This window comes from Rhizobium sp. SG570 (assembly GCF_012275345.1).
Lineage (GTDB): Bacteria > Pseudomonadota > Alphaproteobacteria > Rhizobiales > Rhizobiaceae > Rhizobium > Rhizobium lusitanum.
On the sequence record NZ_JAAZQI010000002.1, the window covers coordinates 280,739 to 299,164 of the forward strand.

Sequence of the window (18,426 nt, forward strand, 5' to 3'; positions counted from 1 at the left end):
ATCGGCGCGTCTATGACATCGAGGGGATATGCAATCGTGTGGGGATCAGGATCCTGGGGTCCGATTTGTCCCGACTGTAGGCCGGATTGAGTGCGCGATCGGCGAACGTCTGCGTCGCATGCAGCCGCCGAAGGTTCTCTTTTTCCTGGTCGAACCGCTTCTTTCGCTCGCCCGACTTGTCCGATCCCCGCGATAGCGATTCGTGGTGGTAAAGGCAGGCAAAGGGTGTCCAGACGATGCGAAAGCCGGCCTTGTAGGCACGCAGGCAATAGTCCACGTCATTATAGGCGACCGCGAAATTTTCCTCGTCGAACAGGCCGATCTTCCGGAGACAATCGCCCGAAATCAGCATCACCGCGCCGGTCACGCAGGTCATGGAATTGCGGACATGCAGCCGGTTCATCGGGCCGCCGAATTCCCTAGGCTTGCTCATGTACCAATGGCCCGCCAGTCCGCCGAAACCAACAACGACACCTGCGTGTTGCAGCTTGTCATTCGCAAAGAGAAGCTTGGCGCCGACGACGCCGGTTCTGTCATAAGCGAGGCAGGATACCATCTCCTTCAACCAGCCCGGCTCGATGACTTCGACGTCATTGTTGAGGATCAGGTAGTGTTCGCCGGTTGCCGTCTTCAGGCCGCGGTTGACGGAGCGCGAGAAGTTGAAGGCTTCCGGCGAGATGACGGCTGAAAAGTGCGGCTGCGTCCGGCGATAATGATCGTAAAGATTAAGGACCGACTGATCCGTGGAACCGTTGTCGATGACCATGACTTCGAAGTTGGAATAGTCAGTCTTTTCGAAGAGATCACGGAGGATACGAGAGATTAGGTCGAGATTGTCCTTGCTGGGAATGATGATCGAAATCTTCGGCCATTCATGAGGAGGTTCGAAGATGACGCGATGCAGCGTCTCCGTGAGGGCTCCCTCGACCTCAATCGCCTGCTGTTGCCGTTCAAATCGCTCCGTCAGCGCCTTTCTGGCATTCGCGGTGGCGGCATCCAGGAACTTGCGCGAATAGGTCCTGCCATTGCGGCGCCACCAATAGGCCGGGTAGGGCAGGTGGAGGATGCTTTCCTCCGGAACCCCCTCCAGATAGCGCAGCAGCAGGTCGTAATCCTGAGAGCCATCGTAACCGGTGCGAAGATAGCCGATCTCGCGAAGCCGGCTGTGGCGATAGATGGAGAAGTGGTTGATGTAGTTGACGCCCGTCAGCAGGACGGGGTCGTAGGCCGGCTTCAGCATAACGCCCGTCGGCTTGAGTGTGTCGTCGACAACCAGCTCGTCCGTATAGAGGAAATTCGCGCCCGGATTTTGCTCCAGCGTGTGCCTGATCATCTTGAAGGCGTGGGGAGCGATGACATCGTCATGGTCGAGAAAGGCGATCCACTGGCCGCTGGCGTGGGATAGCGCGGCGTTGGTGGCCGCCGCGATCCCGCCGTTGCGATCGTTCAGCACGAGGTGGATATTCTCTTTCGATTGCTGCGCCTCATACCATTGCCGTGTTTCCGGGGACGTCGAACCGTCATCGCTCAGAATGAGCTCCGTGCCATTCTCCGCTTGGGCTTCGAAGGACTTGACGAGATCGTCGAGATAGCGGCGCGGCGCATTGTATACGGGAACGACGATGCTCAGCCAAGTTCCGGCTGTTGCTGAGACCGGCGAGGCAACGAGATCAGAGGCTAGTCGATAGCTCGCGTCAGCATATTGCGTCGTCAGGTTCGCAGACCGCTTTCCGAAATTCAGCTTCGGTATCTTTGTCCAATGTTGCGGAAGCTTGCCGAGATCGACGCGCTCTGCCTTCCCCTCCATGCCGAGGAGATTTGAAATATGCCGTTCAGCGGATTTCGCGGAAGCGAAAGCCGTAACGTCAAAGCTGAATGTCGTCGGGAAGCTGACCGGATCGGCGCGCAGGGCGCAGATGGTGCCCACGGACCCTATGTCTGCCGTAACGACGAACCGCCGCCCTTCCGGCAGGGATGTCGCATCCTTCTCCCGGAAGCCGCGGCCGCGATTGACATAGAATTTCGGATCGATGGCTTCATCGGTCGCGGCAATATGAATGACGACCAGTCTCTTTCGGACGGGCGGAAACCTGATTTCGAATGCGGGATCATCGCCCACGGACTTCCAAAGATTGGAATTCGCATCGGCGGGGAGTTTACGCTCGAGGTCGGCGTTCGGTAAGATCTTGAGTGTCATCGATGTCATTATATCCAGACGCCGGCAGCGCGCATTGTCTTCATGATTCGGGCGCTAAGCCACGTCGCCGAACGGTTCAAAACGTATACCGGGAAATGCAGGCGTCGCGTGCTGCCGCATTTTTTCGATCGAGCTTCTTGTCGCGTCGCGAGCAACCAAGCGACGCGCCCGATCGCTGACGAGCTGGTCGATTGCCGTCAGCCATTCTTTCTGGGTGTTGCCGATGTGAAGCTCTGCGGCCATTGCGCAGCGTGCAAATGTCGGGCAATTCGAGAATATGGCTGCGGCCTGCAGACGGCTGATATCGATCCGCTTCGTATCGGCGCGGCTCGCATTGGTCTTCCCCGAGAGGAGGGGAGCGAGCGCAATATCGGCGCTGTGGCGCTCTGTCCTGGCAAGATAAGCCGACCAGGGGAGTGGCGGAATGATCGTTATTCTCGACGGGTCGATTCCCTGGCGGCTCCAGCGGCGTGCAAGATTGCCATTGGCGAAAACCTCGAAATGCAGATTGCCATGCTTTTCCATCGCGGCCTTGACGATCGGCATCAGGAATTCATGCTCACGGCGGTGAATGCCGGTCGCATGGTAGACCATTTTCAGCGGCGCAATGGTCTCATCCCCGATATCGAGCGCGGCATCGGCCGGATTTGCCGGCATCGGTGCAAGGATATCGATCTGGTGGCCTGCCGTGGCCAGCGTCCCCGCCAGGGCTTCCGTGGACGTCCAGATATGTGTCAGCAATCGATTGACCCTTGGCAACGGACGGACGGCCAGTTTGATCAGTCTGAGCTTGTAAGGCCAGCTCGCCTCCTTGCCGGTGACAACGGCCCGGATGTCGTCATCGACGAAATAGGCCACGCCTGCAAGGCTGCCACGCCTCTCTTCCAGCCAGCGTAATTGTGGTCGCTTGATGTAGCGGCAGATGATGACGAAGAGCCCCTCGCTATCGACCGTATCCAGGGGATCATCAAGGCCCTTCATGATGACCGGGATTTCGTCGAGCGTCTTGGCTCGTTCGTCAAGATAGTAGCTGACGCTGGGATTGGGATATCGTGAGAGGATGAGGAGCCGTTTTGCGGTGCGATAAGTGTCTTTCGCATATGCCCCCGATGGTCGCGGTCTTGGAAGCAGTCCGTAGATGATATCGCGCAGAATTTGCATGGGGCTGTCCGCGCGACCTTATACCAAACGGCTTCGGACGTTCGTCAGCGCCCCGACAACCGCCCCCCAAATCAACAGCGTCGCGGCGAAAACGCCGCCGATCCAGAGCGCTCGTTTGGGATACTCGGCATCATCGGGCAAATCCGGTGCGAGAAATGTATCAAGATAGAGCAGCTGCTGCTTGCTGACGAACTGAACCTGCTCAAGGGTTTTCATGCTCGTTGCGAACTGCTGCTCGGCGAGGCTCTGCTCGAGTTCACGCTGAGACATATCGACCGACACGTCGGCAAGGTTTTGCTCCGATTTGTTCTGCCCGGCAATTTGGCTGTTCAATTGATCCAATTGCTTCTGCTTGCTGTCGATTTCGCGTTTAAGCACTTTCATCTGCGGCGCATCGGCCGAAACGGCTCCGAGCAGCGCGTCGTATTTTTGCTGAAGGCCTATCCTCTCCTTCTGCACGGACGAGATCAGATTCGTTATAATGGTCGATGCCCCCTCGACACTGAGGATGCCCGTTTGGTTGCGGGCGCTCAGAAGCTCTTCTCTGGTGTTCTGCAACTGGTTCTTTGCGTTATCCAGGTTCGTTTGGGCCGTCACGATGACATCGCGCCAGATGCGGTTGTTGACGTCGTTGACCACGGCTTCGGAGGCGGTGACGACCTCCTTCAGTATCTTCTGGGCGTCGGCCGCCGAAAAAGCGCGGGCCTTGACCGTCACGATGCCGCTATTGGCATCGATGCTCACGGAAATCATATCCTCCCAGTAACGAAGCAGCTTCTCAGAACTGGCATCCTTCTTCAGTCTCGCAATGGGATCGATCGTTTCGCGCCCGTAGATATTCTGCAAGTCGACCTTGCTGGTCAGGGCCGCCACCATGTCCTTGCTTTTGATGAAATTGGTGACGATCAGCGTATCCTGGACGATTTGCGTCGATGGCAGGCCGGTAGCCTTGGCCAGCTGGTTTTTCCCAAGCGCCGGCGTCGAAGACCGTACCGTAAAGCGCGTTTCCGATTGATATTGATCGGATGCCAGGAAGACGAAATAATATATCGAAGCGAGATTGGGGACGACGAGCAGCAGAAAAGTCGAGGCCAGGATCGCCTTGCTGATGATTTGCTGCATTGGGCGCGGCCGCAGGCCGACCGCTTTGAACAATTGGCTCCGCCTTGACGTCGAAAAACGCAATTTCCGCGCGGTCACGGAGAGATTCGCGGCCACGTTGCGACTGTGCTCAGTCGCGCTGAGCTGGACTGTTTCGGTCACTTTTCCGGTGTCGTGCGCCATATTGGGCCTTGCTGCCAATCCCTCGTGTCTTATCGGTTCAGTCTATAATAGGCTTCGATTGCCTGCTCTACCTCATCGAAGACGATAAGCCGGCCGTCGACAAGTACCATACCTTTGTCGCAATGCGTTTTGATCATGCCCATACTATGAGAGACCATGATGATATCGGAATTCTTGCGTCTGCTCTCGAATGCGACCCTGCAACGCTCCTGAAAGCGTGCATCGCCGACGGCGAGAACCTCGTCCACCAAGTAACATTCAAATTCTATGGCCATGGAGAGCCCGAAAGCCAGTCGTGCACCCATGCCCGAAGAATATGTCCGCACGGGCGCATCCAGATAATCGCCCAGCTCTGCGAACTCTTCAACAAAACGGGATACGCGTCTGACATCCTCGCCATAGGCGCGGGCAACGAAATGGACGTTGGCCCGCCCCGTCATGAACGGATTGAAGCCGCTGCTCAAGCCCAGCGGCCAGGACACGCGCACGTCCTTGGTGATCGTGCCCGAATTGGCCAGCATCGTGCCGGCGATCATTCGTATCGTCGTTGACTTTCCCGCACCGTTGACGCCGAGCAAGCCATAGGAATAACCCGACTGGAACTCGCAATTCACATGGTCGAGAATGATCTTTTTGCCGCTCTGCGTCTTGAAGAACTTCGAAACGTTCTTGAAGCGGATCATCGGGCATCCCTACTCATATGCGATGATCCTGTACGGACGCCCAGATGAGTGAAAGCGTTGCCCAGGCAACGGTCAGAGCAAGCAGTATGATCAGCGGCGTGCTGACGCGACGCGGGAAAATTGCCTCGTCCGGCAGAGTTGGATTGACGAATACCGCAAGATAAAGCGTCTTGCGCAACGCTTCCGCAAGGACGGCATCGTAATTTTTCTGCGAACTCTCGTAGAGCTTTTCCGCGATCAAGCGATCGGTATCGAGTCTGGAATATTCCAGCAGCGATTTTGCAAGACTTTCATTTTCCGGGCCTGTCAGCTCGGTTTTCATCTTGTCTATCTGCGCATCCAAACTTTCCTTGGCCAGGTTCAGTTGTTGAAAGGTCGGGGAGTTCTCGGCGTTGGACTGTCGCATCACGAAGAGGCGCGTTTCAAATTCGAGCTTCTGTGCCAGTAGTCCGGTCAAAAGCGTGCCACTGTCCTTGGCCTGCGTCTGCGGGCTGAGAAGGCCGGATGCATGCTGGAATTGATTCAGTGCAATCAAAGTGTCGCCATAGGCTTTGCCGCTTTTTTCGACGTCTGCCTTCATGCTTTGGACGATGTCGTTGCGTGCACGTGTGGAAAGCTCGTTGATCAGCTTTTCGCTCTCCTGAATGATCGCATCGGCAAGCTTTACGGAATCATCGGGTGTGAACGTCCTAACCTTCAGCGTGATGATGCCCGAAGAGACGTCGATATAGGCGCTGACGTGATCGTTCCAGTATTTCAGAAATTCTTCGTCGGATTCCGAAGCGCGAAATCGCGACAGAAAATCCGCATCTCCCCTTGCAAACATCGACTTGTAATCGAGGTTTGCGCCGATCCGTTTCAGTATTTCCGTCGAATGGATGAAGCTGGTGACGACATAGGCATCCTGCGAAGCGGAGCGCATGTTGAGAACACCGGATGCACCCGCGCCGCCGGAGGGGTCGCTCCCGTCACTGTTGCCGTCCGCACCGGAGACTGCGCGAACGGCAAAGCGGGCCTCCGCGACATATTGGTCCGAAGCAATGAAAGCATAATAGACCGAGCAGGCCAGAAAGGGCAGGATGACGAGCAAGAGGAAGCCAAGTAGCCGTAGTGGCGGCTTCCCACCGGATTGGGTTTCCGGCTCTTGTCCGTCATGGACCGGTATGTACTCGATTTCCTCGCGCTCGCGGCGTTGTGGGGAGCGCCGCCGGAACAAGGCCGGCAGTATCTGTCGGGCCGGCCTTACGCGCGGGTATTCTTCAACTATCGCGTCTTCAATGACTGGTTTTGGCATGTCGGCTTACAATCGTTTCGCGCAGCTCCGGCGCGGATGGTTTCATCGCCTCACGCACATAGTGATCGAAAATCAAATCTTCCTCGAGCATAAGTTCGGCAATATGCAATGAACGCAGTTGTGCTGCAATGTTTTCAAGGGTGCTATGCCTCGAGGGCAACGGGAAATCGTCAATCGGAATCCCGAGCAACTCGCCCACCGCATGTTGAAAGTAAAGACTGTCGCTATCATGGCCCACGATGGCAAAACGCGACAGAAGATCGATCGCGGCGGCCACATCGCTGCGCGTGACGAGCTGTTCCGGTATCGTCGTGGCCAGCTGGCGGGTGACCGGTGACACGAGAACGCTTCTGACATTTTGAGGCGCTTTCTTGAGCGCCATTTTGAGAGAGGCCTCGCTCTCAAGATCGACGTCGGCAAAATGCTCCGCAGCGGGCGCCAATATGATCTTGTCGCGGTCGCCGAAAAAGGAAATTTGAGTTCTTGCCATTCGTTTCAGAAGAAATATCCGCAGGGCCAATTCGTAATAGGGGTCAGTCAGCAGAACGATTGCCTTGAATCCCTTGTCGAGAAACTCTTCGTAGTTCCGCAGCAGCAGACGTCCACTGATATAGATCGACTGGATGGCGTTCAGATGAAAGGCCTGAAGCGCCGTCTCGTGACCGAAACGCTCTACGGACGGCAGCTCATATTGAAAGTGGCGGCCGCAGTGATAGTCGAATTTGACCATCGGCAGGAGCTGCGTTTCAAGCCGTAAAATCTTCAAAGGAATTGTTTGCGGGACTTGCGGCCGCCGGTAGATCAACAATCCTGACTTCGCGTCATGGATCATCAGCGATGTTCGCTCAGCCAGATCCGGGATGATCGTCGTATCCAACTTGAAGCCGACGCGGCCGTTTTCATGCCGTCCCGAATCAATGACAGCCTGTTTGAGCTGATCGCACGGCAGGATCATCAAATCACCGTTCGCATCGGATACCCTGATGTGCGGCAGGTCGGAAAAGCCGTCGGGAATAAGATAACCCTCAAGAATGGTGCCGTGATCATATTCGAGATTAAAAAGCACGGATATTCTCCGGCATTTGTACTCGGTCGGCGCTGCTTGTCGCACTGCGATCGAAAAACACCAGGTTACCGGTCGCGCCCCGAAGCACGTCAAGACGACCCGCGATATGGCTGATCTTGAATCCCGGCATTCAAACCTCGTCAGGAAGCATCAGGCGCTTTGCGCGCCAGCAGCGAAAAGCTCGGGCCGCCAGGGTGGTTCAGGTTTTCGTCCCTGATGACGATGTCGCTGTAACCGAGCTTACGCAACAGCATCAATATGTCATCCCGGTGCATCCAGAAATGCCGGTCCTTCATACCGCCGCAGAAAGACGCGTTGGCATTGGCGTGATGATAGCTTCGTTCGTAGTAACGTACGGGAACCCCGTCGACCATTCTGGTTTCGACTTTGCCGCTGAAAGGCAGGCGCCGCACGTCGCCCTCGGGCATTGCGTCCTCCAGAACGAAATGCGTCCAGATGAAAACCGCTTTGGTCCGGCTTGCCAGCAGCCGCAGGAATTCCCCGGGATCGGCCATGTGATAGAGAACGCCGGATGCCAGCGCGAAGTCATAGGTCTCGTCGCGTTCCGTCAGCCACGACTGGATGTCGCCCAGCATGAAGGAAGCGGTATCGATATTCAGAATCTGCTTGGTGACGAGGCACCTCAGGAAACAGAGACGATTTGCTTCGATCGCGTCGATTCGCGCCGGGAGATGGCTGTGCAGCATATAGGTGTGCATTCCCTCCAATGGTCCCACTTCCAGGACCTTCTTGCCTTCGATAGATCCGAACGATTGCAGGGCCCACGCTATCCGGTCGTCTGCGTAGAGGGGCAGCGCTCCGGCATTCAAGTTGAGGGCAGGGGGAAAAGCACAATTCCAGCCGGAAAGGGCATCGATCGCATTCTGATGGCTTGGGATGCCTTGCTCGTACTGGTCGAATATTTCCAAAGGGTCCTTTGACGACTTTTTCGGCGATCGCTTTGAAAAACCAAGCATTGACATAACCTTTATTTCCATCGGTATTTGCCGATTTGGAGAAATTACCACGCCAGTTGCGAATGACGTACTATTCGTCCCGTCAATTCACAACCCTAGCGGTACGATCCGCAGAAAGCGGCGTAGTTTATGAGCGCCGCTGCCCATTTCCGAACGACCAAAAGCACGCCTCTCCGGGCAGAAAACCACACCGCCGGACGCCAAGTAGATTCTACTTCTATCTTTACCGCTCAATGCTTATCTGGCGGGACTCCCGGGCTCCGATAGTTTCTGAATTCTTGTAATCCGCTATTCCTTTGGAAACAGCGGTTTGGAATTGATGCCTTCTACAGGCACCAGCAAGCCTATGAAAAGCGGAGAAAATGCCGATTCGCAAAACATGGTTTCGTGACCCAGCTCGATTTCTCCTGATCCTATTGTTTAATAGATCATTTCATCATTCAGAAAATATTAATTTAAAATCTCCAAATAATATTGACATAAATTGCCTTATTCGCACTTGGCGCTTATACGCAGCGGGGTCGATTGCTCATCACATATCAGGTGTGTTCGGATGATCGCACCGAATTTTTTTGATGGCGCTTTAGGTTGAATGGGCTTGTTGACGGCCGCTCGTTATGCTTTCAAGGCGTCTACATATTTGATGCATACTATGTCGGTCTGAACCATCAGGTAACGGCGGCAGCTAATAATTTGGGGTTGTTCAATTGATTCGGGTTGGCGCCGTATTTTGCTGCGTAATTCTAGCTGGATGCAATTCCGTCTCGAGCGAAGGGCCGCTGGCCGGTGCGATCACGAGCGATGCGGGACAATCCAGCGCCGAGCTTGGACGCAAGAATGCCGCCGTTTTTGATATTGTCGACATCGACAGCCGTACCGCGCGTCTGGTTTCGGATTATGTTTCTTCCACACTCAACCGCCGGTTTGGTATCGGCGGTGGTGTCGGACGGGTAGTTATCGGCGTCGGCGACGCATTGAAGGTGACGATTTTCGAAGCGGGCGCTGATGGCCTGTTTTCGACGGCACAATCGAAACAGGTGTCGCTCGATATCGTCGTGCAGCCGGACGGGACGGCGGCCATCCCCTATGCCGGCTCTGTTCGGTTCGCGGGCAAGACACTCGAGCAGGCTCGCAAGGCGATCCTGGCGGCTCTGGCCACCAAGGCTGTAGAGCCGGATGTCATCGTGACGAGCACGGGTACGGCATCGCGAACTGTTACGGTTTCGGGCGCGGTCGGGCGTCCCTCGATGGTTCCCTTGGATCTGACCGAGGAAAAGATCACGCAAGTCATCGCCAAGGCCGGCGGATCAGTGACGCAGCCTTATGAAACCTATGTTACGCTGGTTCGCGGCAGCAGAACCGGGACGGTTCTGTTGAAATCGATCATCGAGCATCCGTCCGAAGATATCTATGTTCAACCTGGCGACCAGATCTTCCTGGTGCGTGATCCCAGAACCTTCACATTGATGGGCTCCGTTCGCGGAGACGGCCGTCTCGAGTTCGGCGCCAACGACCTCAATCTCCTCGAGGCTGTTGCCTTAGGTCATGGCGCCGACGATGACTCGAGCAACGCCAAGGGCTTCTTCCTGTTCCGTTATGAAGAGCCGGATATCGTCAGGAGCCTGCTTGGCCCGGCGCGATTCCAGGAATTGTTGCGCAAGGGAATGGTCGCGGACCCCAAGGGGCGTTATCCGATCGTCTATCGTTTCGACATGTCGCATCCGGACAGCTTGATCGTAGGGCAGACCTTCCCGGTCAAGAGCCGCGACGTCATCTATGTGTCGCGCCATCCCTCCGTCGACATTCGAAAGTTCCTGACCCTTGTCGGCACGCCATTGGGCATCGCTTCTCAGGGTGCTGCGACAGCGGTCAATCTGGGCCAGTAACGTCAAGAAATGGAGATTTCGCGGCTTCGCCAAGGTCTGCTTTTACCTCTATCGGCGCATAGACGCCGACATATGTATGATCGTGACGGATCACGCCTTGTCGCCGGGGTGGAATTGATCCCCGAAGTGATGTGAAGAAATGTCCGCAGCCGACTCGAGCGCGGAGCACATTTCAGACACAAGCATTGATGGTATCGGGGATAGCATGTTGCTTCGATTGTTGCACTGCCGCATATTGCGCTGTACACCCGGATTTTTGTCGGTGACAACCACAGATAATTGTGGTGTGAACAGTTGATAATGAAATTGAATAGTTCGGTACGACGCGCTTTGTAAAATATTGCTGAGAGATCATGACGGTTGAAATTATCGGACGCGCAAGCGTTGCCCCTGGGGCGGGTTCGATCGAAGAGCTTCAGCTCGTCCTCAAGGAAGGGCGTTGCACTGTAGGCCGCATACCTGAAGAGCGCTGGGACCTTGCGCGCTTTTGGCATCCGGCCATAGGCGTTCCGGGAAAGACCTATAGCTACGCCGCCGGCGTCATCGAGAATATATTCGCCTTCGATCCTGCGGTTTTCGGCCTTTCGCAACGCGAAGCGATGCAGATGGATCCGCAGCAGCGCATCCTGCTCAATGTCGTCTGGCGCGCCTTGGAAGATGCGAACTTGCCGATCGACGGCTTTGAAGGCCAGCGGGTTGGCGTCTACGTCGGCGCATCCTCTCTCGAGCATGGCAATCTGACCCTCGAGGACCCTGCATCGGGTGGCCCGTATTTTATGACGGGCAACACGCTTTCCATCGTTTCCAATCGCATCTCGCATATATTCGGTCTGCGCGGGCCGAGCATGACGATCGATACGGCCTGTTCGTCATCGCTGGTTGCGCTGGATCAGGCGGTACGAGCGTTGGAATGCGGTGAAATCGACACCGCGATCGTCGGCGGCATCAATGTTCTGCTCCACCCCATGTCTTTCGTGGGCTTTGCGCAGGCGCGCATGCTGTCGCCGGAAGGCCTTTGCCGCGCCTATGACGACAACGGCCGCGGCTACGTTCGTGCCGAAGGTGGCGCGGCGATCGTGCTGCGCCGGACCGACGTCGCCTTGCGCGAGAAGGATTGCAGCCACGCCAGAATCCACGCGGTCGGGGTCAATTCCTCGGGCCGCACCAACGGCATCTCGATGCCGTCGCGCGAGGCGCAGGCCGCTTTGCTGCGTTCGATCTACGAAGGGCATAATATCGACGTCAATCGCATTGCCTTCGTCGAGGGTCACGGAACGGGAACGAAGGTCGGCGATCCCGCCGAGATCTGGGCGATCGGCGAAGTTATCGGTCGCAATCGCCGGGCTCCGGTGCCGGTCGGGTCGATCAAGTCCAATATCGGGCATACCGAGCCCGCATCGGGTCTTTTCGGCCTTCTGAAAGCGATGATCGCGCTGGAGAACAACTTCCTGCCGGCGTCGCTGCATTTCGACCAACCCAACGAAAACATCGATTTCGACGGACTGAACGTTCGGGTCAACACCTCAGCTATCGAGCTTCTTCCGGCGAAGCAGGCGCGCTTTGCCGGCGTCAACTCTTTCGGGTTCGGCGGCACCAACGCACATGTCGTCATCAGCGACCCCGATCCGGTTGCGCCGCCCGAACCGCAAATCCGCGGTGACGGAATGGTTTTCGCGGCAAGCGCCCACACGGCCTCGGCGCTTTCGAAATTGCTCGAGGACTACAGGACGCGCCTCGAACATGCCGAGCCCAAGGAGGCTCGCCAGATCGTCGCTTCGGCTGCAGCCAATCGCGAACCGATGCGCCATCGCTTCGCGGCGCGTGCCAAGGACAGCGCTGCGGTGCTGGCGGCGATCGAGGCACACCTCACCGGCAAGAGCTCCGTCGGCGAGGCCGGTGAAGCCCCGGGACAACCCGCCAAGATCGCCTTTGTCTTTTCCGGCAACGGCTCCCAATGGGCAGGCATGGGCGTCGGCGCCTATGAGGAAAATCGTCATTTCCGGCAGTGTTTTCAGTCATTCAGCGCACTTTTTGAATATTATCTGGGCGAGAAGCTGACGGATCTTCTGGTCGCCCCGGATCTTGCCTCGCGTCTGGCCGATACCAAGATTGCGCAACCTCTATTGTTTGCGGTCCAGGCTTCCCTTTCGGATTGCCTGTGGGCCATGGGCGTCAAGCCTGATGCCGTCTTCGGTCACTCCGTCGGCGAAATCGCCGCCGCCTACGCCGCCAAGGCACTGACAGCCGCCGAAGCGGTCGCCATTGTCGCCAAGCGTTCGCTGCATCAGGATCTTCTCGCCGGCGAAGGCAAGATGGCGGCCGTGGTCCTCAACGAGGAGGCAGCGCTTGCTTTCGCAAGATCGCATGGCCTCGACAATATCTGTGTCGCAGCGATCAATGCACCGAATTCGGTAACGATTTCCGGCCCGGTCAGCGAGATCGAGGCATTCAGGGATGCTGCGCGCAAATCTCAGATCGTGGCGCACATCCTCGACATCAACTATCCTTTTCATCATCCGATCATCGATCGCGCCAAGGATGCCTTCCTCGCGGATCTGCCCGATGTGGCGCCGGATAGCGGCACAGGGACCTTCATTTCGACCGTGACGGGCGAACTCAGCGATGGACGGTTGCTGGATACGCAATATTGGTGGCGCAATGTTCGCGATCCGGTGCTCTTCAAGGCTGGCTGTCAGGCCGCCATGGCGATGGGATGTAATCTCTTCGTTGAAATTTCGCCGCGCCCGATCCTTTCCAATTATGTAGCGGAGATCGCAAAGCAGGCATCGGTTCAAGTTGTCGCGATACCGACGCTGCTGCGCGAGGGGCATCTTGCCGGTCACGATCCGGTTTCGCAATCATTCGCCCGCGCGGTCGCCAACGGCGCGCCGGCGTTGCGTGCGCGAGGCAGCGCCACGCGCAATGCTTTCGTCAAGTTGCCGCCGTTGCCGTTCGAACCGATGGAGCTGCGCACCCAGCCGACAAGCGACGAGATCGATATTTTCGGCCGCGATCGCAAAAGCCCATACACTCTGCTCGGCTGGCGGACTGATATCAACGGCTCGAACTGGAAGAACCATCTCGACGCACATCTTTTCGCCGACCTTGCGGAGCACGTCGTCGACGGCAAGGCGATCATGCCTGGGAGCGGTTTCATCGAGATTGCCGTTACGGCCGCACAGCGATATTTCGGGACAGACGAGGTCGAGATCGGCAATCTCGAGATCGTCCGGCCAATTGAACTGCGCCCGGATCGCATGGTGGAGCTGTCGACGATCCTGTCGCCCGAGACCGGGGACATCGAGATCCGGTCGCGTGAGCGTCTGAGCAATGACGACTGGACCGTTCACGCCGTCGCGCGCTGCCGCAAGCCGCTTGGGGGTGAGGACCTCGGCGGCCATGTCGAAAGACGGGCCAAGGAGCGTAAACTCGTTCTGACCGCCGACATGACCTACCAAACGGCCGAGCGTTTCGGCCTGCACTACGGCCCGCACTTCCAGCTTCTGTCGAAGGCTGTTGCGTTCGGCCGCGATGTTATCGAGGTGGAACTCAAGCCGGCGGCAGCACCCTCGCATCCGTTCGGGGCATATAATCTCAATCCCATGTCGGTCGACGCCGCGTTCCACGGGCTTGTGGCGCTGTTCGATCAGCTCTCCGGAGACGAAGCCGGTGCGCCCTATATTCCGGTTCGCTTCGGCGCGATCAGGGTTTTCGGCAAGGGACGGCCGATCGTCAAAGCGACGATCGAGATCGATCGGTTCAGCGCGAATTCGATAAAGGCCCGTTTCCGCCTGTTCGATGCGGGCGGCGAGCAGATTGTCATTCTTGACGATTGCCGTTTCCGCCGCACACATCTGCGCCGCCGCGCGACGCTTGATTCCGTCGCATTTCATTATGAGAGCATTCCTTCGACCGTCTTTGCCCGCCGCGAAAGTTCGGGAACGGTACTGCCTGATAGTTTGCCTGTGCCTGGCGCCGATCGGGACCATTCGCTCAACAATGCGACCCTTCTTCTCGACGCCGCGATCTATCGTGCCTGCCACGAGATCGCCCTGGCGGTTGCCGACAGGAGTGGCGTCGTCTCGTATTCCAGTCTGCCCGGCGAGCCCGAGTTCAGATCCTTCCTCGTAAACTGCCTCTATATTCTCGAGGATGCCGGCATAGCCTCGGCAAAGGGTGGCGATTGGGATATTCCGCGGGAACCGACATTGCCGCCGGTGGCCGAGCTTCTGCAGGAGATTTATCGCGAGGACGCTGGCCGCGTGGCCGAAACCGTTCTCGTCAACAATGCCTATCGCGAGACGCTTGACCGTCTGGCGGCCATGCGCCCGCATGTCTTGGGGCACGAATCCTCGGCATCGGGGATAAATGCGCCGAGTGCAGCGACGCTGGAGCATGTGCTCGTTCAATCTCCCTTGAGCGAAAGACGGCTCTCGATACTAGCGGCAGCGTTGACGTCGTCCATCGAGGCCAATCCGGAAACCATCGGGCATATTCTCGAAATAGGCTCGGTATCACCGGCTTTCAGCCGCAGATTGGCTGCGATCGCGGCGGCGGCAAGTGCCTGCCTGATCATTGCCGAACCGCGCGAGCAGATGCGTCGCGCGCTGGAAATCGCGTTCGAGCGCGATCCGCATGTGATCGTGACCGAACCGGCCAAATTGGCGGATCGAACGGTCGCCGACATCGTCGTTGCGTCTGGTGATCAGGCCCAGCATCTTCTGCGGCACGACGACGGCGTCAGGGCGATCGCCCGGAGGACCGCGGCCTATGGCGGGCAGTTGCTGCTGGCCGATCGCGCACCGAGCGCCTTCAACGATTTCGTCCTTGGTCTGTCGGAAGGCTGGTTCGCGGACAGCCAGTCGCCGGAATTCCCTGTCGGGCGGCTCGGCACGCCGCAGCAGGTCGAGAATCTTCTGGCCACCCTGGGCTTTACCAAGACGCATGTTCACGAACTGGCCTTTCCGGACGGCGCGTTGATTGCTGTGACCGCTGCCGCGGAGCGTCAGTTGGAAGCAAATGGACAAGCAGATGCCGCGAGCCCGATGCTGATTTTGTCCGAACAGGGCAAGAAGGGCATGGGTAGGCTCGACAAGCGAACGATCGTCATCGATGTCGGCACGTCACCCGTAGATATTGTCGGAGCGCTGGAAACACTCGACCGCGAACCGCGTCGGGTCGTCTATCTGGCGGATGGAAAGCGCGATCGTGATCCAGCCGAGCTGTCGCTGGCTCGTCTTTCGATATTCACCGAATTGGCAAACGCTTTGTCGCGACATGGCGATGGCGGAAGGCCGCGGCTGGTCATTGTCGCACCAGGCGGCTCGCCGCTCGCCAGCGCGTCCATCGATGTTGCCAATGCCGGCCTATGGGCCTTCGCACGCGTTCTCCAGAACGAGTATGACGGCTTCGACGTGCATCTGTTGGACGCCGATGCGAATGACAGGCGGACGATTTCTTCCGTCGAGATGCTTCTGGCCGCGGAGACGGATAACAGAGAGTGGATTCTGGATGGCTCCACGGGAGAAATCCGGGAAATCAGGGCCGCTGCTGGTCCCTTCGCCGCCGTCGAAACGAACCGCCACAACATTGCCGCCGCGACGATCCGGCAGCATGTAAGCGGTCGTCTGGATAGCCTGGCCTGGGAGGAAACAAACCTTCCTGTGCCGGAGGCGGGGGAAGTCGTTGTTGCCGTTGAGGCCACCGGCCTCAATTTCCGCGATGTCATGTGGGCGATGGGCCTTCTGCCGGAAGAGGCATTGGAGGACGGCTTTGCCGGTGCCACGATCGGCATGGAGTTCGCGGGGCGAATTCTGGCGGTGGGAGATGCGATCGACGATCTGCAGCCGGGCGACAAGGTCATGGGCATCGGCCCTGCGGCGTTTTCGACCCATGTGCATGTCCGCCGCGATGGCGTGACCAGGCTGCCGGAGAAGATGGAAACCATTGCTGCCGCGACGGTACCGGTCGCCTTCCTGACGGCCTACTACGCGATGGTCGAACTGGGACGCATTCAATCGGGCGAAACCATCCTGATCCATGGAGCCGCCGGCGGCGTCGGTCTTGCCGCGCTCCAGATAGCCAAGCTCAAGGGCGCCAAGGTGATCGCAACCGCCGGCACGGTCGAGAAGCGTCGCTTCCTCGAAATGCTCGGTGCCGATCATGTGCTCGATTCGCGCTCTCTGGATTTCGTCGCGGGCGTCCGTCAGTTCACGCGCGGCGAAGGCGTCGATCTCGTTCTCAATTCGCTTTTCGCTGAGGCGATGGAGCGCAGCATCGAACTGGTCAAACCCTTCGGGCGTTTCCTGGAGCTGGGCAAGCGCGACTACTATTCCGACCGCAAGATCGGCCTGCGCCCGTTCCGGCGCAATGTCAGCTATTTCGGCATTGATGCCGATCAGTTGCTGGTCAATGTGCCTGACCTGACGCGGCGGATCTTCGCTGAAATCGGTCAGCTCTTTGCAGAAGAAAAACTGACGCCGCTGCCTTACCGCGCCTTCGGTTATGATGAAATCGGCAACGCGTTCCGGCTGATGCAGAATGCCGGCCACATCGGCAAGATCGTCGTGCGGCCGCCCGTCATCGGTATCGATAGCGTCCTGCCAGCGCCGGCAAAGGTCTTGCGTTTCGATTCCGAAGGCATCTTCCTGGTTGTCGGCGGCATCGGCGGTTTTGGACTTGCCGCCGCCGATTGGCTTGTCTCCAAGGGTGCGCGCCGCATCGCTTTGTGCTCACGCCGGGGCGAAGCCGATCCCGAGACGAAGAAGGCAATAGGCGAGTGGGCAAAGCATGGCGCAACGACGACGCTGCACGCCTGCGATATCACCGATGAAGCCGCTGTCGAAGCGTTGCTGGTCTCGCTTCGTACCGAAGGTGTGTTGAAGGGCATCATTCATGCCGCCATGGTCCTCGACGATGCGCTTCTTGCCAACCTGACGCCGGAGCGCAATCGCCCGGTCGTAGAGGTCAAGATACGCGGCTCCGAAATCCTCGACCGGTTGACGCAGAAGGACAAGCTGGAACTCTTCCTGCTGTTCTCGTCGGCGACGACCATGCTCGGCAATCCCGGGCAGGCGAACTATGTGATGGCGAACGGCTATCTGGAGGGGCTGGCGCGAGCGCGCCGCGCGGCAGGCAGGTCTGCGCTCGCCGTTGGTTTCGGTGCTATCGCCGACAAGGGGTTCCTTGCCCGCAACGGCGAGGTCAACGAACTGCTATCGAAGCGCATCGGCAAGGCCGCTCTGAAGGCCCGCGACGCCTTGGAGCAGGTCGAGCGCTACATACTGGCCGATACCGGCACGGTCAATGCCGCAGCCGTCATGATCGCCGAAATCGACTGGAACGCCGCCCGCCTGCTGCCGATTGCCGGCCGGTCGCTGTTTGAGCCGCTGATGCGCCATACCGGCAGCCATCAATCATTGAACGAAGGCGACGCCATTGATCTCAGGGAGTTGATCAAGGGCAAGTCGGAAGAGGAGGCGCAGGCCGCTCTTCATGCGCTCGTTGCCTTTGAGATTGCCGCGATCCTGCGTGTGACCGAGGATACCGTGACTCCCGACAAGGTCCTGAAGGATATCGGCCTCGATAGCCTGATGGCCATGGAGCTCGGCATGAGCTTTCAGCAGAAGACCGGCTTCGACATTCCCCTGAGTGGCGTAGGCGAAGGCACGACCGTCAGCGATGTGGTCAGCCGTTTGCGTGACCGTGTCATGAATCGCGGCAGCGACGAGACGGAGGGCTCCGCGGTGAACGAAGACCAGGTGGTCGAACGTTTGGCGCGCAGCCATGCCGGGGAGCAGGAAAAGAGAGTCGCCCAGTGACGACGCAAGATGCCGATGGCGACAGAGCGGTGGAACAGACGAAAAGCAACCTGCTGGA

Annotated in this window: 9 protein-coding genes; 2 read left to right on the forward strand and 7 right to left on the reverse strand. The window is 58.0% G+C overall.

Going from position 1 to position 18,426, the window contains the following annotated elements; genetic code table 11:
• Nucleotides 1–10 precede the first annotated feature (10 nt).
• From FHT28_RS05145 to FHT28_RS05175, 7 genes are all read right to left on the reverse strand, one after another.
• Complete coding sequence (locus tag FHT28_RS05145; RefSeq protein WP_168595742.1) at nt 11–2,197, reverse strand: glycosyltransferase family 2 protein; 2,187 nt, start codon at nt 2,195–2,197, stop codon at nt 11–13.
• A 54-nt stretch (nt 2,198–2,251) separates the two neighbouring features.
• Nucleotides 2,252–3,358, reverse strand: coding sequence for a hypothetical protein (locus FHT28_RS05150; RefSeq protein WP_168595743.1), 1,107 nt, complete (start codon nt 3,356–3,358; stop codon nt 2,252–2,254).
• 18 nt (nt 3,359–3,376) lie between these two features.
• On the reverse strand, nt 3,377–4,480 hold the full coding sequence (locus tag FHT28_RS05155) for a capsule biosynthesis protein (RefSeq protein WP_244655124.1): 1,104 nt from the start codon (nt 4,478–4,480) through the stop codon (nt 3,377–3,379).
• A 191-nt stretch (nt 4,481–4,671) separates the two neighbouring features.
• The gene (locus FHT28_RS05160; protein ID WP_037194208.1) at nt 4,672–5,325 is read right to left on the reverse strand and encodes an ABC transporter ATP-binding protein; all 654 of its coding nucleotides are present in this window, start codon (nt 5,323–5,325) and stop codon (nt 4,672–4,674) included.
• A 13-nt stretch (nt 5,326–5,338) separates the two neighbouring features.
• The gene (locus FHT28_RS05165) at nt 5,339–6,619 is read right to left on the reverse strand and encodes a capsule biosynthesis protein (RefSeq protein WP_113118939.1); all 1,281 of its coding nucleotides are present in this window, start codon (nt 6,617–6,619) and stop codon (nt 5,339–5,341) included.
• Nucleotides 6,600–7,685, reverse strand: a complete 1,086-nt coding sequence (locus FHT28_RS05170) for a hypothetical protein (RefSeq protein WP_037194217.1) — start codon at nt 7,683–7,685, stop codon at nt 6,600–6,602. Before FHT28_RS05170 ends, FHT28_RS05165 begins: the two co-directional genes overlap by 20 nt.
• A gap of 140 nt (nt 7,686–7,825) precedes the next feature.
• A complete protein-coding gene (locus tag FHT28_RS05175) occupies nt 7,826–8,614 on the reverse strand; it encodes a class I SAM-dependent methyltransferase (protein WP_234903716.1) in 789 nt (262 codons plus the stop codon).
• Between the two features lie 755 nt (nt 8,615–9,369).
• On the opposite strand from FHT28_RS05175, the gene FHT28_RS05180 reads away from it, so the two are divergent.
• Together FHT28_RS05180 and FHT28_RS05185 are read left to right on the forward strand one after the other, a co-directional pair.
• Nucleotides 9,370–10,548 (forward strand): polysaccharide biosynthesis/export family protein, encoded by a 1,179-nt coding sequence (locus FHT28_RS05180; protein ID WP_037194219.1) that lies wholly within the window; start codon nt 9,370–9,372, stop codon nt 10,546–10,548.
• Nucleotides 10,549–10,901: 353 nt separating this feature from the next.
• Nucleotides 10,902–18,368 carry a type I polyketide synthase gene (locus FHT28_RS05185; protein ID WP_168595744.1) on the forward strand — a complete coding sequence of 2,489 codons (7,467 nt, stop codon included), beginning with the start codon at nt 10,902–10,904 and terminating at the stop codon, nt 18,366–18,368.
• The last annotated feature ends 58 nt before the right edge of the window (nt 18,369–18,426 follow it).